This window comes from Mesorhizobium sp. WSM4983, from assembly GCF_029625765.1.
Lineage (GTDB): Bacteria > Pseudomonadota > Alphaproteobacteria > Rhizobiales > Rhizobiaceae > Mesorhizobium.
In genome coordinates, this window is sequence record NZ_JARTVM010000003.1 from 397,768 (window position 1) to 418,731 (window position 20,964).

18 protein-coding genes, 1 tRNA gene and 1 pseudogene are annotated in these 20,964 nt (G+C 64.0%); 14 read left to right on the forward strand and 6 right to left on the reverse strand.

The features are described 5' to 3' along the window. Positions 1-21 precede the first annotated feature (21 nt). From rplT to P9254_RS12825, 5 genes are all read left to right on the forward strand, one after another. Positions 22-423, forward strand: a complete 402-nt coding sequence (gene rplT / locus P9254_RS12805; protein WP_040968947.1) for a 50S ribosomal protein L20 — start codon at positions 22-24, stop codon at positions 421-423. A 185-nt stretch (positions 424-608) separates the two neighbouring features. Then, entirely contained in the window at positions 609-1,661 is a 1,053-nt protein-coding gene (gene pheS / locus P9254_RS12810) for a phenylalanine--tRNA ligase subunit alpha (RefSeq protein WP_278055027.1), read from the forward strand. After that, entirely contained in the window at positions 1,658-2,098 is a 441-nt protein-coding gene (locus P9254_RS12815; RefSeq protein ID WP_278055028.1) for a GFA family protein, read from the forward strand. The genes pheS and P9254_RS12815 overlap by 4 nt, the downstream gene beginning before the upstream one ends. Then, on the forward strand, positions 2,095-4,503 hold the full coding sequence (pheT, locus tag P9254_RS12820; RefSeq protein ID WP_278055029.1) for a phenylalanine--tRNA ligase subunit beta: 2,409 nt from the start codon (positions 2,095-2,097) through the stop codon (positions 4,501-4,503). The genes P9254_RS12815 and pheT overlap by 4 nt, the downstream gene beginning before the upstream one ends. A gap of 39 nt (positions 4,504-4,542) precedes the next feature. Then, on the forward strand, positions 4,543-5,145 hold the full coding sequence (locus P9254_RS12825) for a nucleotidyltransferase family protein (protein ID WP_278055031.1): 603 nt from the start codon (positions 4,543-4,545) through the stop codon (positions 5,143-5,145). Between the two features lie 82 nt (positions 5,146-5,227). Here P9254_RS12825 and P9254_RS12830 read toward each other — a convergent pair whose 3' ends face one another. Then, positions 5,228-6,223 (reverse strand): aldo/keto reductase, encoded by a 996-nt coding sequence (locus tag P9254_RS12830; RefSeq protein WP_095799037.1) that lies wholly within the window; start codon positions 6,221-6,223, stop codon positions 5,228-5,230. A 96-nt stretch (positions 6,224-6,319) separates the two neighbouring features. Here P9254_RS12830 and P9254_RS12835 point away from each other — a divergent pair, with 96 nt between their 5' ends. The 6 genes from P9254_RS12835 to P9254_RS12860 all read left to right on the forward strand — a co-directional run bounded on the left by P9254_RS12835 (position 6,320) and on the right by P9254_RS12860 (position 12,863). Then, on the forward strand, positions 6,320-7,210 hold the full coding sequence (locus tag P9254_RS12835) for a LysR family transcriptional regulator (protein WP_278055033.1): 891 nt from the start codon (positions 6,320-6,322) through the stop codon (positions 7,208-7,210). Between the two features lie 64 nt (positions 7,211-7,274). Further along, positions 7,275-7,847: a cytochrome b gene (locus tag P9254_RS12840; protein ID WP_278055034.1), complete on the forward strand. Its 573-nt coding sequence runs from the start codon at positions 7,275-7,277 to the stop codon at positions 7,845-7,847. Positions 7,848-7,914: 67 nt separating this feature from the next. Then, positions 7,915-8,490: a YceI family protein gene (locus P9254_RS12845; protein ID WP_067003284.1), complete on the forward strand. Its 576-nt coding sequence runs from the start codon at positions 7,915-7,917 to the stop codon at positions 8,488-8,490. A gap of 266 nt (positions 8,491-8,756) precedes the next feature. Further along, on the forward strand, positions 8,757-9,743 hold the full coding sequence (locus tag P9254_RS12850) for a Gfo/Idh/MocA family protein (RefSeq protein ID WP_278055035.1): 987 nt from the start codon (positions 8,757-8,759) through the stop codon (positions 9,741-9,743). 32 nt (positions 9,744-9,775) lie between these two features. Beyond that, a complete protein-coding gene (locus tag P9254_RS12855; RefSeq protein WP_278055036.1) occupies positions 9,776-11,431 on the forward strand; it encodes an FAD-binding dehydrogenase in 1,656 nt (551 codons plus the stop codon). A 238-nt stretch (positions 11,432-11,669) separates the two neighbouring features. Further along, the gene (locus P9254_RS12860; protein WP_278055037.1) at positions 11,670-12,863 is read left to right on the forward strand and encodes a caspase family protein; all 1,194 of its coding nucleotides are present in this window, start codon (positions 11,670-11,672) and stop codon (positions 12,861-12,863) included. A gap of 233 nt (positions 12,864-13,096) precedes the next feature. Here the strand turns inward: P9254_RS12860 and P9254_RS12865 are convergent. Continuing rightward, a tRNA-Arg gene (locus P9254_RS12865) sits at positions 13,097-13,173 on the reverse strand. 202 nt (positions 13,174-13,375) lie between these two features. Next, the gene (locus tag P9254_RS12870; protein ID WP_067002984.1) at positions 13,376-14,869 is read right to left on the reverse strand and encodes an ATP-binding protein; all 1,494 of its coding nucleotides are present in this window, start codon (positions 14,867-14,869) and stop codon (positions 13,376-13,378) included. Between the two features lie 255 nt (positions 14,870-15,124). Between P9254_RS12870 and rpmH the strand changes: the two genes are divergently transcribed. The 3 genes from rpmH to yidC are packed head-to-tail and all read left to right on the forward strand — an operon-like array spanning position 15,125 to position 17,461. Next, a complete protein-coding gene (gene rpmH / locus P9254_RS12875) occupies positions 15,125-15,259 on the forward strand; it encodes a 50S ribosomal protein L34 (protein WP_008833937.1) in 135 nt (44 codons plus the stop codon). Between the two features lie 16 nt (positions 15,260-15,275). Further along, a complete protein-coding gene (gene rnpA, locus P9254_RS12880) occupies positions 15,276-15,629 on the forward strand; it encodes a ribonuclease P protein component (protein ID WP_278055038.1) in 354 nt (117 codons plus the stop codon). A 14-nt stretch (positions 15,630-15,643) separates the two neighbouring features. After that, on the forward strand, positions 15,644-17,461 hold the full coding sequence (gene yidC, locus P9254_RS12885) for a membrane protein insertase YidC (protein ID WP_067002989.1): 1,818 nt from the start codon (positions 15,644-15,646) through the stop codon (positions 17,459-17,461). 346 nt (positions 17,462-17,807) lie between these two features. On the opposite strand, the gene P9254_RS12890 is transcribed toward yidC, so the two are convergent. The 3 genes and pseudogenes from P9254_RS12890 to P9254_RS29065 all read right to left on the reverse strand — a co-directional run. Next, complete coding sequence (locus tag P9254_RS12890; RefSeq protein WP_278055039.1) at positions 17,808-19,349, reverse strand: DHA2 family efflux MFS transporter permease subunit; 1,542 nt, start codon at positions 19,347-19,349, stop codon at positions 17,808-17,810. Continuing rightward, positions 19,346-20,638, reverse strand: a complete 1,293-nt coding sequence (locus P9254_RS12895; RefSeq protein ID WP_278055040.1) for an HlyD family secretion protein — start codon at positions 20,636-20,638, stop codon at positions 19,346-19,348. Before P9254_RS12895 ends, P9254_RS12890 begins: the two co-directional genes overlap by 4 nt. A gap of 90 nt (positions 20,639-20,728) precedes the next feature. Then, positions 20,729-20,885 (reverse strand): annotated as a pseudogene (locus P9254_RS29065) (MarR family transcriptional regulator); the annotation flags it as partial. Between the last annotated feature and the right edge of the window lie 79 nt (positions 20,886-20,964).

Sequence of the window (20,964 nt, forward strand, 5' to 3'; positions counted from 1 at the left end):
GCGTTTTAAGGAGATCATGACATGGCACGCGTAAAGAGAGGCGTCACCGCCCACGCCAAGCACAAGAAGGTCCTGAAAGCCGCCAAGGGCTTCTACGGCCGTCGCAAGAACACCATCCGCATCGCCAAGCAGGCGGTGGAAAAGTCGCTGCAGTACGCCTATCGCGACCGCAAGAACCGCAAGCGCTCGTTCCGCGCGCTGTGGATCCAGCGCATCAATGCAGCGGTGCACGAGCACGGCCTGACCTATGGCCGCTTCATCGACGGCCTCAACAAGGCCGGCATCGAGATCGACCGCAAGGTTCTTTCGGACATGGCCATCCACGAGCCGCAGGCTTTCGCAGCCCTTGTGGCCAAGGCCAAGGTGGCGCTCGAATATCTGAAGAACACCACGCCGAATGCTTTTGAGAGCGCTGTCGCCTAAGCCAGCGCTTCCCAAGCATTCGCTATTCTGATTTGGGGAACCCGCGCTGGCACGGCTGGCGCGGGTTTTTCTTATGCCTGATGCAACCAAATTGGTGACGCACCGGACCCCGGTGGTTGCCCGATCGAGAGAGTTTCGCCGTGAACGCCACCGCTGGAAATCTTGAAACCCTTGAAGCTTCTTTGATGGCCGACATCGCGGCCGCGGCCGACGAGCAGGCGATCGAGGCTGTGCGCGTCTCGGCGCTGGGCAAGAAGGGCTCGGTCTCCGAGATGCTGAAAACGCTCGGCGCGATGAGCGCCGAGGAGCGGCAGGTCAAGGGCCCGGCGATCAATGGGATGAAGAACCGCGTCACCGAGGCGCTGACGGCGCGCAAGTCGGAGCTGAAGGACGTGGCGATCGCGGCGCGGCTCGCCGCCGAAACGGTCGACGTCACGCTGCCGGTGCGCCAGTCGCCGGCCGAGCGCGGCCGCATTCATCCGATCAGCCAGGTGATCGACGAGATCGCAGCGATCTTCGGCGATCTCGGCTTCGCGATCGCCGAAGGTCCGGACATCGAGACCGACTATTACAATTTCACCGCGCTCAATTTTCCCGAGGGGCATCCGGCGCGCGAGATGCACGACACCTTCTTCTTCCAGCCGGACGAGAAGGGCGAGCGCAAGCTTTTGCGCACGCACACCTCGCCCGTGCAGATCCGCACAATGGAGCAGCAGAAGCCGCCGATCCGCATCGTCATTCCCGGCAAGACCTACCGGCAGGATTCGGACGCCACGCACTCGCCGATGTTCCATCAGGTCGAGGGGCTGGTGATCGACAAGACCGCCAACATCGCCAACATGAAGTGGGTGCTGGAGGAATTCTGCAAGGCCTTCTTCGAAGTGCCGAGCGTCAAGATGCGCTTCCGGCCGTCCTTCTTTCCGTTCACCGAGCCCAGCCTCGAGGTCGACATCCAGTGCGACCGCTCGCGGCCGGGCGAAGTGCGCTTCGGCGAAGGCTCCGACTGGATGGAAATCCTGGGCTGCGGCATGGTGCATCCCAACGTGCTGCGTTACGGCGGGCTCGATCCCGACGAATACCAGGGCTTTGCCTGGGGCATGGGCATCGATCGCATCGCCATGCTGAAATACGGCATGCCGGACCTGCGCGCCTTCTTCGACGCCGACGTGCGCTGGCTCACGCATTACGGCTTCCGGCCGCTCGACATGCCGACGCTGTTCGGGGGCCTTTCCACATGACTGCTCCCCACACCGGGGGCTGCCGCTGCGGTGCGGTGCGGTTCGAGGCCTCGGCCGAGCCGCACCACATCAGCTATTGCCATTGCGGCGATTGCCGGCGCGCCAGCGGCGCGCCAGTGTCGGCCTTTATCGGCTTCGCGGCCGACCAGATCGCGCTCGAAGGCAAGTCGCTGAAGAGCTACCGGAACGGCCCGGTGGCGCGCTCGTTCTGCGGCATTTGCGGCTCGCCGATCGCCTATAGCGACGAGCGGCTCGCCGGCCATATTTACTTCACGCTCGGCGCCATGGACATGCCTGCCTATTTCAGGCCGACGCTGCATGCGCATGTGCGCGAGCAGCTGCCCTTCCTGCATATGCCCGATTCACTGCCGCGGCACCTCAAGACGAGCGTGGCTAGACCTGACGCGCAAAGCCATTCCTACGGAACACAGTCATGAAATTCACCCTCTCCTGGCTCAAGGACCATCTCGAGACCGACGCTTCGCTTGCCGAAATCGTCGAGCGGCTGACGGCGATCGGCCTCGAAGTCGAACATGTCGACGACAAGGCGGGCCTAAAACCCTTTGTCATAGCCAAGGTGCTGACTGCCGTGCAGCATCCCGACGCCGACCGGCTGCGGGTGCTTACGGTCGATACCGGCGACGGCAAGCCGCCGGTGCAGGTGGTGTGCGGGGCGCCCAATGCCCGCGCCGGCCTTGTCGGCGCTTTTGCTGCGCCCGGCACCTATATTCCCGGCATCGACGTCACGCTTTCGGTCGGCAAGATCCGCGGCGTCGAGAGCCATGGCATGATGTGCTCCGAACGCGAGCTGCAGCTTTCGGACGAGCATACCGGCATCATCGACCTGCCCGAAGACGCACCGGTCGGCACCAGCTTCGCCGCCTACGCCCATCTCGACGATCCGGTGATCGAGATCAACCTGACGCCGAACCGCCCCGATGCGACCAGCGTCTACGGCATCGCCCGCGATCTCGCGGCGAGCGGCCTCGGCCGGCTGACCGGCGGCGCGATCATGCCGCATGCCGGCGACGGCATGTGCCCGGTCAAGGTCAAGATCGAGGCACCGGAACTCTGCCCCGGCTTCGCGCTGACTCTGGTGAAGGGCGTGAAGAACGGCCCGTCGCCGAAATGGCTGCAGCAGCGGCTGATCGCCATCGGGCTTCGGCCGATCAGCGCGCTGGTCGACATCACCAACTACGTCACCTTCGACCGCGGCCGGCCGCTGCATGTGTTCGACGCGAAGAAGGTCACCGGCAACCTTGTGGTGCGCCGCGCCAGGGACGGTGAAAACGTGCTGGCGCTCGACGGACGCGAATACTCGCTGACGCCCGAGATGTGCGTGATCGCCGACGACAACGGCATCGAATCGATTGCCGGCATCATGGGCGGCGAGCATTCGGGCTGCGACGAGAACACCACCGACGTGCTGATCGAATCGGCGCTCTGGGACCCGATCACGACGGCCCGCACCGGTCGCACGCTCGGCATCATCAGCGATGCGCGCTACCGCTTCGAGCGCGGCGTCGACCCTGAGTTCATGGTGCCCGGCGTCGAGCTCGCGACCAAGCTGGTGCTGGAATTGTGCGGCGGCACGCCGACGGAAATCGAGGTGGCGGGCTATGCCGGCCACAAGCCGAAGATCATTTCCTTCCCGCTGTCGGAAGTGACGCGGCTGACCGGCATCGAGGTACCGAGAGAAGAAGCGCTCACTATACTGACCCGTCTCGGCTTCGAGCCGCGCAGCTCAGGTGACGCCGTCGAGGTGAAGGTCCCCTCCTGGCGTCCGGATGTCGACGGCAAGGCCGATCTCGTCGAGGAAGTGATGCGCATCCACGGCGTCGACAACATAGCGCCGCAGCCGCTCACCTCGCATGACGCGGTCAACGGCAGGATCCTGACCATGCTGCAGGTGCGCACCCGGGCCGCCAAGCGCGCGCTCGCCGTGCGCGGCATGATGGAGGCGGTCACCTGGTCGTTCATTCCGGCGAAACACGCGGAGCTGTTCGGCGGCGGCCAGAACCGGCTGAAGCTCGCCAACCCGATCGCCGCCGACATGTCCGACATGCGGCCGTCGCTGCTGCCCGGGCTGATCAGCGCCGCCCAGCGCAATGCCGATCGGGGCATCGGCGACGTGGCGCTGTTCGAAGTGTCCGGCACCTATGAAGGCGACTTGGCCGACCAGCAGCGGCGCGTCGCCGCTGGCCTCAGGCGGGGCACCGCCAAGCTCGACGGCTCGGGCCGCAGCTGGGCCGGCAATGCCGGGCCGGTCGGCGTGTTCGACGCCAAGGCCGATGCGATCGCGGCGCTCGAAGCTTGCGGCGCCCCGGTCGACAGGCTGCAGATCGAGCCCGGCGGCCCGGCTTGGTACCATCCTGGACGCTCAGGCACGATCAAGCTCGGGCCAAAAACCGTGCTCGGCACTTTCGGCGAGTTCCATCCAAAGACGCTCGAAGTGCTCGACGCCTCCGGGCCGCTCTGCGGTTTCGAGGTCTTTGTCGATGCGGTGCCGGAGCCGAAAGCCAAGCCGACGCGGACCAAGCCGAAGCTGGAGCTCTCGCCGTTCCAGGCGGTGAAGCGCGACTTCGCCTTTGTCGTCGACCGCTCGGTCGAAGCGGGCGCTCTGGCGCGGGCAGCTTTGGCCGCCGACAAGAAGCTCGTCACCGGCGTCTCGGTGTTCGACGTCTTCGAAGGCGCTGCGCTCGGCGCCGCCAAAAAGTCGATCGCCATCGAAGTCTCGATCCAGCCGGTCGAAAAGACGCTGACCGACGAGGATTTCGAGGCGCTGGCCAAGCGCATCGTCGAGAACGTCAACAAGCAGACGGGCGGCGTGCTGAGAGCATAAAGGATTGCCGAAAGGTGGCGAATCGCCCTCCATTGGGCGATGCACCATCTCCGCTATTCCGGCCTGCCTTTCGAGGAGCAACGCGCGGCGTTCCTCGAAATCGTGGCGGCGGACCCGCTGCTGGCCAAAACGCTGGCGCGAGTGCGTGAACTGGCGTTGCCGGACTGGCTGGTGGTTTTAGGCGCGCTCTACAACAGCATCTGGAACCACCTCACCGGCAAGCCGCCGGGCTACGGCATCAAGGATGTCGATCTGTTCTATTTCGACGATGTCGACCTCTCCTACGAAGCCGAGGACGCGGTGATCCGCCGGGCGGCGCAGCATTTCGAAGGACTGACGCTGCCGGTGGAGGTGCGCAACCAGGCACGCGTGCATCTGTGGTATCCGGCCAAGTTCGGGCAGGCATGCCCGCGCTACACGAGCGCGAGTGAATCGGTCGGCTATTTCGCCTCGAAGACGCATGCGGTCGGGGTGCGGTTCGACGCAGACGAGGCGTTGGAGCTGGTGGCGCCGTTCGGGCTCGACGACATTTTTTCGTTCCGTATCACGCCGAACCGGGCGCTGGACAACCAGCGGACGCATGAGGCGAAGGGGAGGAGGGCGCGAGAGAACTGGCCGGAGATCAGCGTGGTGCCTTGGTAGGTCAGCGCGAGGCGCCCCCCTCTGTCCTGCCGGACAGAGGGGGGGCGCTGTCCCGCCAGCGTCTCAAAGCAAGCTGAAATGTCTAACCATTCACCAGCGCCAGCAGCTCTTCGGTATAGCGCTTACCGACGACCTTGTCGGGCGACAGCGCGTCGCCGATGGCCGCGACCTCGGCGGCGCTCAGCTTGATCCCGGCCGCTGCCGTGTTCTGCTCCAAATGGCGGATCTTGCGCGCGCCGGGGATCGGCACGATGAAATCGCCCTGGTGCAGCACCCAAGCGAGCGCCAGTTGTGCCGCTGTCACGCCCTTTTCCATCGCCAACTTTTCCAGCACGGCAATGACGGCATTGTTGGCTTCCATGGCTTCGGCCTGGAAGCGCGGCAGGCCGAGGCGCCAGTCGCCGGCGCCGAGCGTATCGCGCTTGGCGATGGTGCCGGTAAGCAGGCCGCGGCCGAGCGGACTGTAGGGGACAAAGCCGATGCCGAGCTCGCGGCAAACGGCAAAGACCTCGTCCTCGGGATCGCGGCTCCACAGCGAATACTCGCTCTGCACGGCGGCGATCGGGTGCACGGCATGCGCCCGGCGCAGCGTGGCGCCGCTCACTTCCGACAGGCCGAGCGCCCGCACCTTGCCCTCGCGCACCAGTTCGGCCATGGCGCCGACCGTGTCCTCGATCGGCACGTTCGGGTCAACGCGATGCTGGTAGTAGAGGTCGATGACGTCGGTATCGAGCCGCTTCAGCGAGGCCTCCGCCACCGCCTTGACGTGCTCAGGGCGGCTGTCGACGCCGATCATGCGGTCGATGCCCGAACCGTGCTCGGATATCTTGAAGCCGAATTTGGTGGCGATGGTGACCTTCTCGCGTACCGGCTTCAGCGCCTTGCCGAGCAGGATCTCGTTCTCGTAAGGGCCATAGACTTCGGCGGTATCGAAGAAGGTGACACCGATCTCGATGGCGCGGCGCAGCGTAGCGATGGCTTCCGCCTCCGGCTGTCCGCCATAGACAAAGCTCATGCCCATGCAGCCGAGGCCGACGGGGAAGACTTCGAGTTCAGTTCCTAATTTGCGGGTTTGCATGGCGCATCTCCTTGTTGCGATGGAGATGAAATAGCGCCTAGGCATCCGTTCGATAATCATGTCTCTTTCGCACAGCTCGCTCTATAAGATAGATCAATGAACCGGACGAACCTTTCCCAGCTGGCCGTTCTCGCCGCGGTTGCGCAATGCGCCAGCTTCCGCGGCGCGGCCCGCGAGCTCGGCATCGCGCCGTCGGCGGTCAGCCATGCGGTGGCGAGCCTGGAGGCGCGGCTCGGCGTGCGGCTTCTGGCGCGCAGCACGCGCAGTGTCGCCCCGACCGAGGAAGGCGCGCGGCTGTTGGAGCGCCTGCGGCCGGCACTGTCCGAGATCGACCTGGCGCTGGAAACGGCGGTCGAGACGCGCGACCGGCCGGCTGGCAATCTCAGGCTTAGCGTGCCGCGCACCGCCGCGCATCTGGTGCTGACGCCGCGGCTCGCTGCCTTCACGGCCGCCTATCCCGAGATCATGCTGGAGATCGTGATCGAGGACCGCTTCACGGATGTGGTGGAGGGTGGGTTCGACGCCGGCGTCAGGCTGGGCGAAAGCCTGCAGCGCGACATGATCGCGGCGCGCATCGGGCCGAACATCCGCGGCGCGTTGGTCGGCGCGCCCTCCTACTTCGCGACCATGCCCAAACCGCGTCATCCGCGCGATCTCGCCGATCACCGCTGCATCCGCTTCCGCTTCTCCAGCGGCATCCTCTACCGCTGGGAGTTCGAGAAGGACGGCGAGGAAATCGAGATCGCAGCACAAGGGCCGCTGATCCTCGACGAGGACCATCTGATCGCCCAGGCCGCGATCGACGGCGCCGGGCTCGCCTTCGTCTTCGAGGACTATGTGAAGGCGCCGCTCGCCGATGGCCGGCTGATCCGCGTGCTGGAGGACTGGTGCCCCGCTTTCGACGGCTTCTTCGTCTACTACCCAAGCCGCCGCCAGATGCGGCCGGCGTTGCGGGCCTTCGTCGATTTCTTCAAGGTGAGCCCGTAGGGCTCCTCCGTTCCGCTTGTGGGGAGGGCTGGAAGAAAGGTGATTTCAGCGACGTTTTTCGACCATGCAATCGTCCATCACCAACACCGCCACCCGCTATGGCTGGGCGATGATCATCCTTCACTGGCTGATCGGCATCATCTTCATCGGCCAGTTCGTGCTCGGCTTCGTGATGATGCGCATCGATAGCCAGCGGACGTCCTTCGAGCTGATCCAGCTGCATAAGTCCGTCGGCTTCCTGCTGCTTGGGCTGGTCATCCTGCGCATCGCCTGGCGTGTCGGCAATGCGGCGCCAGCACTCCCGCCTTCGGTCGGAACATTGGAGCGCAAGGCAGCGCCGCTGGCGCATTTGGCGCTTTACGCCTTCCAGGTTGCGCTGCCGCTCTCCGGCTGGGCGCTGGTCTCGGTCTCGACGCTGGAAATCCCGACGATGCCGTTCAACCAGTTCGTCATGCCCGACCTGCCGCTCGCCGAATCCGACGCCGCGGAAAGCTTCTGGTCGGCCGCGCATTGGTATCTTGCCTATGCCGGCATCGCGCTGGTCGAGTTGCATATCCTTGCAGCGATGCGCCACCATTTCCTGCTGCGCGACGGCGTGCTCACGCGCATAATCACGCCTTCGTCTGCCCGGGAATAGAGCGGGCCGCCCGTTCGTTGGTGGCGGGAAGACAGCAATGCGCTGGTTCAGGATAGGAAAGATGTCGATGCATGCGCGCATCCTCGGATTGGCGGCCTTTGCCGCTTGCCTTGCCGCGCCGGTTTGCGCCGCGGTGGCGCTCAGTGACGCCGCCGGCAGCTACACGATCAGCCCGGCGGGCTCCTCGATCCGCTTCACCATCGGCAAGGCCGGCGGTGGCGGCTTCGGCGGCGCCTTCGGCCGCTTCAAGGGCACGATCCGCATCGACAATGCCGATGTCGGGCGCTCGAAGGTCAACCTCACCATCTTTCCGGAAAGCGTCGGCACCGGCCAGGGCCGCATCGATGCTTTCCTGCGTTCCGACGCCGTCTTCGACAGCGCCAACAATCCGGAGATCCAATTCCGCTCGACAAACGTGACCCGCACCGGCGAGACCACCGCCGTGGTCACCGGCCGGCTGACGGCGCGCGGCAAGACGTTTTCGGAAAAGTTCACGGCCGAGCTCGATGGGCTGAAGTCAGGAACCATCAAGTTCCATGTCACCGGCAAGGTGCTCAGATCGCGCTACGGCATGGATGTCGGCACGCCGATCTATTCCAACGTCGTCGACTTCGACATGACCCTGACGGGGAGAAGGGGTTAGCTCTGGTCGCGCATCCTCGGGTTCGTCATCCTAGGGCGGAGCAAGGAGCGAAGCGACGCGCGCAGACCCTAGGATCCATGCCGTGACGCTAGGCGTTGCAACGGTGACAGAACTCTGCATCCCTGCACTTTACGTCATAGGTCACGGAATGGATCCTCGGGTCAAGCCCGAGGATGACGAAGGCGCTTTGTGGCCCGCGTCTGCGATTGGCTTTTCTCCGGAATTGGGGCACACCTCCATCGACGTAACCGACATGGAGAAGCATGATGTTCCGATGGGGTGTTCTGTCGACGGCCAAGATCGGCCGCGAGCAGCTTTTGCCGGCGATCGTGGATTCGGAGAATGGCGTGCTGTCGGCGATCGCCAGCCGCGATCTGGCGAAGGCTCGCGCCCTGGGCGAGCGTTTCGGCGCGCCGCATGCCTTCGGCTCCTATGAGGAACTGCTCGCTTCCAAGGAGGTCGATGGCGTCTATATCCCGCTGCCGACCTCGCAGCATGTCGAATGGACGGCAAAGGCAATCGAGGCGGGAAAACATGTGCTGGTCGAGAAGCCTCTTGCGCTCGACGCCAAGGACATCCCGCCGCTGATCAAGTTGCGCGACGAGAAGAAGGTGCTGGTCTGCGAGGCCTTCATGGTCGTCTACCACCCGCAGTGGATCAAGGTGCGCGACCTCATCGCCAGCGGCGCGATCGGCCGGCTGCGCCACGTCCAGGGCGCGTTTTCCTATTACAATGTCGATCCCAGCAACATGCGCAACCAGCTGGATCTTGGCGGCGGCGCGCTGCCCGACATCGGCGTCTATCCGACCGTGTCGACGCGCTTCTCGACCGGCAAGGAACCGGTCCGCGTGCAAGCCACCATCGAGCGCGACAAGACCTTCGGCACCGACATCTATTCCTCGATCCGCGCCGATTTCGGCGACTTTGAACTGTCCTTCTACCTGTCGACGCAGATGGCGGCGCGGCAGGTGATGGTGTTCCACGGCGAGAAGGGTTTCATCGAGGTCTTTGGCCCGTTCAATGCCGGGCTCTACGACCACCACCGCATCGAATTGCACAATCAGAACCACACCGAAGCGCAGGTGTTCCGCTTCCCGGGCACCCAGCAGTACCGGCTGGAATGCGAGGCCTTCGTACGCGCGGCCCAGGGCGGCGAGGACCGTGTCTTCACGCTGGAGGAATCGGTCCTCAACCAGAAGGTCATCGACGCCATCTTCCGCGCCGGCGGCAAGAACGGCTGGGAGCCCGTCTGACAGGCCGTCGGAAGGCGCTGGGGGGAACGAAGATGGCTGACGACGCGGATGTCATCATTGTCGGCGCGGGGCTGGCAGGCCTCGTCGCCGCGGCAGAACTTGCCGATGCCGGCAAGAAAATCATCATCGTCGACCAGGAGCCCGAGCAATCGCTGGGCGGCCAGGCCTTCTGGTCGTTCGGCGGGCTTTTCCTGGTCGACTCGCCCGAGCAGCGGCGCATGCGCATCCGCGATTCCCACGACCTCGCGCTCGCAGACTGGATGGGCACCGCCGCCTTCGACCACCCTGAGGATTTTTGGCCGCGAAAATGGGCTGAAGCCTATCTCGGCTTCGCCGCCGGCGAGAAGCGCTCCTGGCTGATCGAGCGCGGGTTGAAATTCTTCCCCGTCGTCGGCTGGGCCGAGCGCGGCGGCGGCAATGCCAGCGGCCACGGCAATTCGGTGCCGCGCTTCCACATCACCTGGGGCACCGGGCCCGGCGTGCTGGAGCCCTTCGTGCTGCGCGTGCGCGAGGCGCAGAAGCGTGGGCTCGTCGAGTTCAAGTTCCGCTACCGGGTCAACGAGATCACGCGGACCGGGAAGACGGTGACCGGGGTGCGCGGCGACGTGCTGGAGCCAAGCACGGTCGAGCGTGGACGCAAGAGCTCGCGCAACGTGGCCGGGGATTTCGAGCTCCACGCCCAGGTCGTGATCGTCGCTTCCGGCGGCATCGGCGGCAACCACGAGCTGGTGCGTAAGAACTGGCCGCAGCGTCTCGGCGCGACGCCGAAGCGCATGATCACCGGCGTGCCGGACCATGTCGACGGCCGCATGCTGGCAATTGCCGAAGCAGCGGGCGGGAGGGTCATCAACCGCGACCGCATGTGGCACTATGTCGAGGGCATCAAGAATTGGGCGCCGGTCTGGACCGATCACGCCATACGTATTCTGCCGGGCCCCTCTTCGCTATGGCTCGACGCGCGCGGCAGACGGCTGCCGGTGCCGCTTTTCCCAGGGTTCGACACTTTAGCCACGCTCAGCCATATCATGAGCACCGGTTTCGATTATTCCTGGTTCATCCTGACGAAGAAGATCATCCAGAAGGAGTTTGCGCTGTCGGGCTCGGAGCAGAATCCGGACCTCACGGGCAAGAGCTGGCGGCAGGTGCTCGGCCGCGCCACGTCGGGCATTCCCGGGCCGGTGAAAGCCTTCATGGAAAAGGGCGAGGATTTCATCGTCGAGGCCAACCTTTCGAAGCTGGTGGCGCGGATGAACGGGCTGGCCGGCGAGCCGCTGCTCGATGTGGCGCAGGTCGAACGCGAGATCCGCGCCCGCGACATGCAGCTCGACAACCCGTTCTCCAAGGATGCGCAGGTCACCGCGCTGCGCGGCGCGCGCGCCTATCTCGGCGACAGGCTGATCCGCACCGCAAGGCCGCACAAGATGCTCGATCCGGCGAACGGTCCGTTGATTGCGGTCCGCCTCAACATCCTCACCCGCAAGACGCTGGGCGGCCTGCAGACCGATCTCGACAGCCGCGTGCTCGACGCGGCGGGCGAGCCGGTGCCTGGTCTCTATGCGGTGGGCGAGGTCGCCGGCTTCGGCGGCGGCGGCGTGCACGGCTATGCGGCGCTCGAAGGCACCTTCCTCGGCGGCTGCATCTTTTCCGGCCGCAGCGCCGGAAGGGCGGCGACGAAGGCGGTCGGCTGAGCGAACGAACGGTTTGCCACAAGCTCGTGAGGCCTGCCCACCTTGTATGCTGCGGCCTCATTCAGGGGATTGATGGTGTTTGAAGTCGATGCCGCAAAGGGCGTTGACGATGCACGGAGACCTCATACCAAGCGGCCTCCGGCAAGTTTGGCCTCTTCCCCAAGCAAGATGGCCCTTACAACGGGTACCAACGCGCTTTAACGGATGCTAATATTCTCCGTTACTCGGGAAGGTCGCAATGTCCAAGGTTTGTTTGTTGTGCGCGTGCCTTCTTTTGCTGGCCGGCTTGTCGACACCGGCCTCCTCTGAGACCCAGATCGGTCAACGCAGCCATAGATATGCGCTCGTAATCGGTAACTCGGCCTACCGTTTTGCGTCATCGCTTCCCAACGGGGTAAATGATGCGAATGCCATCTCCCGAGTTTTGCAAGAGACGGGCTTCGACGTCACCCTTGGATTGGATACCGACGCATCAACGTTCAGGGCTCTCATCGGAAAATTCAGGCGAAACTTGCGGCCGGGTGACGTCTCCCTTTTTTACTTCGCCGGACACGGGCTCCAAGCGAACGGGGAGAACTACCTATTGCCCGTTGACGCCGCCCTTCAACGTCCGGCCGACTTGGCTCTGGAGGCTGAGCGCCTGCAAGACATCATCGCCGCCATGACGGCCGAGGAAAATATCGCAATCGTCCTTCTCGATGCCTGTCGGGACAATCCTTTCGTTAAGCAATTGAGTGGACCGGGTCAAAGTCGCGGCCTTGCCATAGCAAAGGGGCTGGGAGCCTTGGATGCTGGCAGGGGAGTCTTTATCGGCTTTGCAACACAACCCGGCAACGTGGCTCTCGATGGAGCCGTCAATCATAGTCCGTTTGCAGACTCTCTTGTGAAGCGGATAAAGACTCCTTCGATCGACATTGAAATTCTCATGCGTCGCGTCCGGTTGGACGTCATGAACGCGACTTCTGGGAAGCAGGTTCCCTGGAGCAACTCGTCCCTGGTGGAGCCGGGATTCTCATTCAACCCAGATGCCGCGTCTAGTCCGTCTTCGGCAGACACCTATCAGCCAGACACCAACGCGGCGGCAGAGCTCGAATTCTGGAAATCAATCAAGGATACATCCGATGTCTCGATGTATCGTGCCTATCTAGCGGCATTTCCGAATGGTGCATTCGTCGAAATTGCAAAGAGCCGAATTGCCAAGTTCCAAGCACCTACGCCGCCACGCAAAAAGATTCTGCCGAAGAAAGTCAGTCGCAAGCCGCAAGTGTCGTTGCCTGTCGATGAACCTTCCAATCGTTCGGCAAAAACGAGCGCACCAGCTAAGCCGGAAACCGTGGGGCGATGCAGGGATGGCAACAAGGAGAGGTGTCGCCAGAGATGCCGTGAAGGCGCAAGGCGTGCCTGTCGCAAGCTGCAACAGCTAGGGGGTTAGTAACGCCGATGACTGCCTTGCGCGCGGTGGGACTTAGGCCGCGCCGCCGACTGCGGCTGGAGAGCAGCAAGGGTGCATGAAAAAAAGCAGAACTCAAGAACGCTCCGGGCACCACTGCCGACCCGATCAGGATCGTGGATTAATACGCCACGTGAACGTCGCCGCGTGAGCGTAGGCAGTCAGCGACTGCTTCGGCCGGCGAGGCAAATGCGCGGGAGTTCAGTTTGATTAATTGGCGCGCCCGAAGAGATTCGAACTCCTGACCCCCAGATTCGTAGTCTGGTGCTCTATCCAGCTGAGCTACGGGCGCGCATCAGGCCGTGTGAGACACAAGCCCCGCGATCCGGTCGAGACGCCGGCCGCGATGTGGAGTGTTCCCTAACGACTGAATTTCGGAAAAGCAAGCCGGCCCGGCAAAAGTTTTGTCGCAGGCGTTTACAGGATCACATTCCGACCGGGGTCTTTGCTTCGCGGAACTCCGAAGCAGGAACGTCTTCCCTGGCCTGCCACGGTCAAGCCGGGCGGCGCAGGCCGTTGCGGGCCTGATCGAGCCGCACCGGCTGGTCGGGGATGGTGACGGCGAAGACCGTGCGGCCGCCGATCGATTCGACCAGCTCCACCGTGCCGCCATGGGCGCGGATCAGCTCATGGGCGATCGCCAGGCCAAGGCCGGTGCCGCCGCTGCGCGCCGAGCCGCGGAAGGCGGCGAACAGGTTCTCGCGCGCCTTGGGCGGGAGGCCGGGGCCGGTGTCGCTGACGGTGATGCGGCTGACGCTGCCCAAGCGCTCGGCCGAGACGGCGAGCCGACGCACCACCGCGCTCTCCGTGTCCGCCGCCATTGCCTGCACCGAGTTGCGGCACAGATTGGTGAGCACGCGGAAGAGCTGGTCGGAATCGGCGTCGACTTCGAAGGTGAGCTCGACGGCATTGATGAATTCGATGCCCTCCTCGATATCGAGCAGGCCGTGCACGTCGTCGACCAGCTGGCGCAGCCGCAAGCGGCGGCGCGACGGCGCCGGCTCCTGTGTGCGGCCATAGGCAAGCACGCCCTCCGAATAGGCGACGGCGCGGTCGAGCGCGCGCAACAGCTTCGGCGCGAAGGACTGGACGGTCGGATCCTTCACCTGGCGCAACCGGTCCGACATAAGCTGCGCGGAAGCCAGGATGTTGCGCATGTCGTGGTTGATCTTGGACACGGCAAGCCCGAGATTGGCGAGGTGCTTCTGCTCGGCGAGCATTTTTTGCAGCCGATCCTGCATCTGCGACAACTCGCGCTCGGCGACGCCGATCTCGTCGGCACGCTCCGTCGGGCAAATTATGCGGCCGGGATCGTCCGGCGCCTCGGAGAAGGACAGGATCGAGCGCGTCATGGTGCGGATCGGGCCGATCATGATCAGATCGATTGCCGCATAGACAAGCATGGCGGTGAACAGCGAGATCAGCAGCGAGACGACGGCGACGTTACGCGAATATCTGAGCATGGCGTTGCGCAGACTGTAGTCCGGCATGATCAGCTCGAATTCCTTGTCGCTGTCGCCGACCGGGCCGAAGACGCGCAGCATCCGGTTTCCGCCGGCGAACAGCGTTTCCAGCGCGCCGGTCATGCCGTTGACCAGACCGACATTGGCAATGTCGATATGCTCGTCGACCTTCGGCGGCATGTCGGCCACGACCAGCAGCCGCGAGACGCCGCCGTCGCGCACCGCGATCGCCTTGGCGCCGATCGCCATCAGCACGTCGTTCTGGGCGGTGTGCGACAGGGAGTTGGGCTCGCCCTGCAGCAACACGATCGACACGGCGGCGGAGGTGCTCAGCCGCTCCTTCAGCCAGTTCACCCGGTAGCTGGCGATCCAGGGCAGGAAGATCAGGATTTCGGCGAGCAGCACGAAGACGATGGTGAGAAGCAGAAGCTTGGTCGACAGACCGCGCGACAGCGGCACCCGGCGCGGCGAGCTTGCCGCCGCGGGGCGTGGCTTTTCATCCGTTGACAGGACTTCACTTGTCATGACGCGGTTTTCACGAAGGCTTGATCGAGCAAGATTATGCGATTTGCGGCTTTTTTGCCAATTTCGCCGCCAGCCAGTGAAAAAATGCCTTTGGGCGGGCTGGATTGACTTCCAAAATCCTTCTTCCTATAAGCCCGCTCACGCTCGGGCCTTCCGTCCCGGCGCGGTTTCGATCGCGCCTATAACCGGCCCGGCAAAGCTCCTGTTACAGTGTGACAGAATCAAGAAGGGCCGCACGCCGCGGTATTAAAACAAATGAAGCGTACCTACCAACCGTCCAAACTCGTCCGCAAGCGCCGGCACGGTTTCCGTGCCCGTATGGCCACCAAGGGTGGCCGCGGCGTCGTCGCAGCCCGCCGCAACCGCGGCCGCAAGCGGCTCAGCGCCTGAACGAAAGACGAGATCGTTGCCCGCAACCGGCAAGCCAAAGGGGAAAACTCCCGGGCGGCTTCTGAAACGCGCGGATTTCATGGCTGTGCGCGGCGGCGAGAAGCGCCGCGGGCGGCTTTTTCTCGTCGAGGTTCTCGACCGGGGCGACGATTGTGCGCCACGCGTCGGCTACACCGTGACCAAGAAGGTCGGCAACGCCGTGGTGCGCAACCGCGTCCGGCGGCGGCTGAGAGAAGCCGTGCGAACGCATGCCGCCGATGACATGGCGCTCGGCAGTGACTATGTCATCGTCGGGCGCGAAGACGTGCTTGCCATTCCGTTCGGCCAGTTGAAGGCCGAGCTTTCCCGCCGGCTGCGCGGAACACGATAGGCCAAGGGCTTTCGATGGAAAACAACCGCAATTTCTTCATCACCATCGCGCTGTCGGTGCTGATCCTGACGCTCTGGCAGGTGTTCTACATGAACCCCAAGATGGAGCAGCAACGCGAGCAGGCCCGCATCGAGCAGCAGCGCGTCGAGGCGCAGAAGAAGGAAGCGCAGGGGACCAATCCGGGCGCGGCCGGGACGCCGGCGCCGGCTCCGGGCGCCATCCCGACCGCACCTGGCGGCGAGACAGTCACTGTCGAGAGCCGTGACCAGGCTGTTGCCGCGACCAAGCGCATCAAGATCGACACGCCGAGCCTCGAGGGCTCGATCAATCTCACCGGCGCTCGCCTGGACGACCTCAAGCTCAAGCACTACACCGAGACGGTCGACAAGAATTCGCCCGAGATCCAACTCCTCAATCCGCAGGCGCTACCGACCGGCTATTTCGCCGAGATCGGGTTCGTCGGCACCGACAAGACCGGCGCGGTGCCGAGTTCCGACACGGTGTGGAGCGTTGAGGGCAATCCGACGCTGACCCCGTCGACGCCGGTGACGCTGACCTACACCAACGACAAGGGCCTGACCTTCAAGCGCACCATCTCGGTCGACAACGATTATATGTTCACCGTTTCGGACACCGTGCAGAATTCGGGAAGCGCTGCCGTCAGCCTGTTCAACTACGGTCGCGTCACGCGCTACGACAAGCCGGCGGTCGCCAGCACTTATGTGCTGCATGAAGGCCTGATCGGCGTTACTGGCACCGAGGGGCTGACGGAATACAAATACGCCGCCATCGAGAAGGACAAGGAAGTCAAGCCAGGCAAGTCGACCGACGGCTGGCTCGGCATCACCGACAAGTACTGGGCCGTCACCATGGTGCCGACCGAAAAGCAGCCCTTCCAGCCACGCTACGGCTATTTCGAGGACGGGCGCCATCGCTACCAATCCGACTTCCTCACTGATCCGATCAACATCGAGGCCGGCCAGTCCGCAACCATCGAAACCGAAGTGTTCGCCGGCGCCAAGGAAGTCGCCAAGATCAACGCCTATGAGGCTGACCGCCATATTCGCCAGTTCAATCTGCTGATCGACTGGGGCTGGTTCTATTTCATCACCAAGCCGATGTTCTGGCTGATCGACACGCTGTACAAATTCTTCGGCAATTTCGGCCTAGCGATCCTGGCCACGACCGTCATCGTCAAGGCCATCTTCTTCCCGCTGGCCAACAAGTCCTACGCGTCGATGGCGAACATGAAGAAGGTGCAGCCGAAGATGCTGGAAATCCGCGAGAAATACGCGGACGACAAGATGAAGCAGCAGCAGGCGATGATGGAGCTCTACAAGACGGAAAAGATCAATCCGTTGGCCGGCTGCTGGCCGGTGGCGCTGCAGATCCCGGTCTTCTTCTCGCTCTACAAGGTGCTCTACATCACCATCGAGATGCGGCACGCGCCGTTCTTCGGCTGGATCCACGACCTCGCGGCGCCCGATCCGACCTCGGTGTTCAACCTGTTCGGCCTGCTGCCCTTCGCGCCGCCGGCCTTCCTCCCGCATATGGGCGCCTGGGCGGTCGTGATGGGCATCACCATGTTCCTGCAGATGCGCATGAACCCGACGCCGCCGGACCCGACGCAGGCCGCGGTGTTCACCTGGATGCCGGTCCTCTTCACCTTCATGATGGGTTCCTTCCCGGCCGGCCTCGTCATCTACTGGGCCTGGAACAACCTGCTCTCGATCCTGCAGCAGGGCGTGATCATGAAGCGCCAAGGCGCCAAGATCGAGTTGTGGGACAATCTGGCGGCGATGTTCCGCAAGAAACCATCGCCGGCGGAATAGATGGCACCCCGGCCCTAACACCAAAAACCCCGGCATGACCGGGTTTTTTCGTTGGCGGCTTGCCCTATGGCGCTCCGGACAGAACTTCGCGCAGCCGTCTTTCGGAATTTGGCCTGCCCCCGCGAAACTGCGGCATGGCCTGCCTCGTAGCTTCCCCGGTCCTCCCCAAAAGCCGCGACGGCTTCCGGCGCAGCGACGCCGGTGTTGGGAAGGCCGTCCGGCAGGCCGGGGTCCCGCGGGGGGACCCCGGTTTTCCTCCTAAAGCGCGACGCGCTTTAGGGACTTTGTTTTAATGCAGTGTCGTTTTCCCAAAACCGCTCCACGCTTTTGGGCGACATGCACCAGCTCACTCCATGACGGCATTGTGGTCGACCTTGGTCGGTGTGCCAGGCTTGCGCAGCAGAAGCACAAGCGGGATGGCGGCGAGCGAGAGCAACATCATCAGCTCGAAGTCGTCGACATAGCTGATGATCGTTGCCTGCAGCGTGACCAGCCCGTCGAGCGCTGCGCGGCCGGCGGCGGTGTAAGGGCTCAGCGCCTGCGCGATCGCCGGATCGCCGAACGCCGGATTATAGGGCGTCACATAGTCGGCGATGTTGGCATGGTTGATCTGCTGGTTCTGCGTCAGAAGCGCGGTGACGACCGAGATGCCGACGCTGGAGCCGATGTTGCGCGACAGATTGTAGAGGCCCGTCCCTTCAGCGCGCCGTTCCGGCGCCAGCGTGGCGAAGGTGATGGTGGTGAGCGGCACGAACAGGAAGCCTAAGCCGGCGCCCTGGATGAAGCCGGTGCGGATGATCGTCCATTGCGAAACGTCCGGGGTCCAGCCGGTCATGTCGTACATCGCCCAGGCGGTGACCGCGAGCCCCGTGAACAGCAGCCAGCGCGTGTCGACCTTGCCGACCAGCCGGCCGACAAGGAACATGCAGGCCATGGTGCCTAGGCCCCGCGGCCCCATGACGATGCCGGCGGTCACCACGGGATAGCCCATCAGCGTTTGCAGGTAGGGCGTCATCAGCGCCAGCGAGGCGAGATAGGTGATGCCTATGATGAAGATGAACACCATGCCGACCGCGAAATTCCGGTCGAGGAACAGCCGCGGGTTCACGAAGGTGTCGCGGGCGGTGAAGGTGTGGACGATGAAGATATAGAAGGCCGACGCGCAGACCAGCGCCTCGACGATGATCTCGGACGAGGAGAACCAGTTGAGCTGCTCGCCGCGGTCGAGGAACATCTGCAGCGAAGCGATGGCGAGGCTGAGCATGCCGAAACCCAACCAGTCGAGCCGGGCCTTGAGGTCGAGCTTGGTCTCCTGCACGAACATCGAGACGCCGGCGAAAGCCAGCACGCCGATCGGCACGTTGATGTAGAAGACCCAGCGCCAGGAAACATTCTCGGTCAGCCAGCCGCCGATGACGGGCCCAAGCACCGGGCCGACCATCACCGAGACGCCGAACAGCGCCATGGCCGAACCGCGCTCCTCGACGCTGTAGATGTCCAGCAGGATACTCTGGGACAGCGGTACAAGGGCGGCGCCGAACAGGCCTTGAAGCAGCCGAAAGCCGACGATCTGCGGCAGCGACTGGGCAAAGCCGCACAGCACCGAGGCGACGACGAAGCCGGTGATGGCGACCAGCAGGATGCGCTTGCGGCCGAAGCGGTTGGCAAGATAGCCCGAAGGCGGCGTCATCACCGCCGCGGCGACGATATAGGAAGTGAGCACCCAGTTGATCTGGTCGGCGCTCGCCGACACGCTGCCCTGGATATAGGGCAGCGCCACATTGGCAATGGTGGTGTCCAGCGCCTGCATGATGACCGCCAGGATGACGCAGGCGGTGATGGCTCCGCGATTGGCGACCGCAGGGGTGCCCGTGGCGACGGTGCTCATGACTTTTGCTCAAACCGCTTGAAGAGGTCGGTCACGAAATCGGGCAGGCCGCGGGCATGGCCGGTGTCTATGCTGAGAACCGCGCTCATGCCCCCGCGCAGCGGCGGCTTGCCTTGCGGGTCGTCGATCGTCACCCGCATCGGAATGCGCTGCACGACCTTGACCCAGTTGCCGCTGGTGTTCTGCGCCGGAAGCAGCGAGAAGCTCGAGGACGAGGCCGGGCTGATGCTGCCGACCTCGCCATGCCAGACCTCGCCCGGATAGCCATCGATGCTGATCGTCGCCTTTTGCCCCGGCCGGACATAAGTGAGCTCGGTTTCCTTCGGCTCGGCGGCGATCCAGATGTCGGTCGACGAGACCAGGCTGAAGGCCGGCTGCGAGGCGGGAAGGTACTTGCCGACCTGCAGCGCATCGACATTGGTAACGACGCCGTCGAACGGCGCCTTGACGACGGAATCGCCGAGATTGCGCTGGGCATCATCCAGCGCCGATTGGGCCTGCAGGTAGAAGGGGTTCTTCTCGACCGGCTGGTCGGCGTCGCCGCCGAGCTGGGCGAGCGCTGCCTGCGCCTGCGCCTTGGCGACGATGACTTTCTGCCGGGCGGCGATGAGATCGTGCTGGGCGCTGTCGAAAGTCGCCTTCGAGGCGGTTGAGGTCTTGAGCAGATCCTGCTGACGCTGGAAGGCCGACTCGTAATAGGGGATGTCGGCCTCGGCTTGGGCGATCTGCGCCAGCGACTGCTGGTAGCTCGCCTGCAAGGTCAGCACCTGGTTGCGCACCGTGCCGAGTTGCGCCTGAGCGCCGGCCAGCGCGGTCTCGAACGAGGCCGGCCGCAAGCGGAAGAGCACCTGGCCCTTCTTAACCGCCTCGTTGTCATGCACGTCGATCTCCTGCACGGTGCCGGAAACATCGGTGGAGACGCCGAGCGACTGCGCCTGGATATAGGCATTGTCGGTGGTCATGACCTGACCGCCGACGACGTAGTAATAGCCGCCGACCGCCAGCGCCACCGGAAGCAGCGCAAACAGGACAGACCGGGTTAAGCTGCGCCGCGGCTTGGCCCGGGCCGGCGAAGCTGTCGTGACGGCGGCCGGCTTCGGCTGGGCCGAGGGTGCTTCGAGCGCAGCAGGTTCCGGCGCGACAGGCGCTTCCAGCTCATCGTTTTCGATCGCCGGATTGGCGGCACGCCTTTGCTCGCGCTGGCTGTCCAGGCGAATGATCTGGTCGCTGCTTCTGTCGCCGGCATTGTCGCCGTCGGCGGGCTTGCGTGGTGAGGCTGGTTCAGACATGGACTTTCTCCCGGTCGACAGCCGGCTGGGCGCAGGCCTCGAGCAGATTGGATTTGATCAGACAAAGTGTTTGCAGCTGCTGCCGCGCGTCCGCGGAAAGGTGAATGCCTTCCTGTCGAGACAGATAAGCCCGCACCTGCCAATGCCCGCGGGTCAGGCCCGAGCGGCGCGAGCGCTGCTCGAAGCGCTTTCCGGGCAGGCGCGCGACGTCGTGCAGCACGAAGCTGCTGGTGAGCGAGGAAGGCATGGGAGAAACTTCGCAGTCGGCAGACAGGCTTTCGTGAGCATGCTTATTATCATCATGCACCTAATCCTGCTGGACGCGG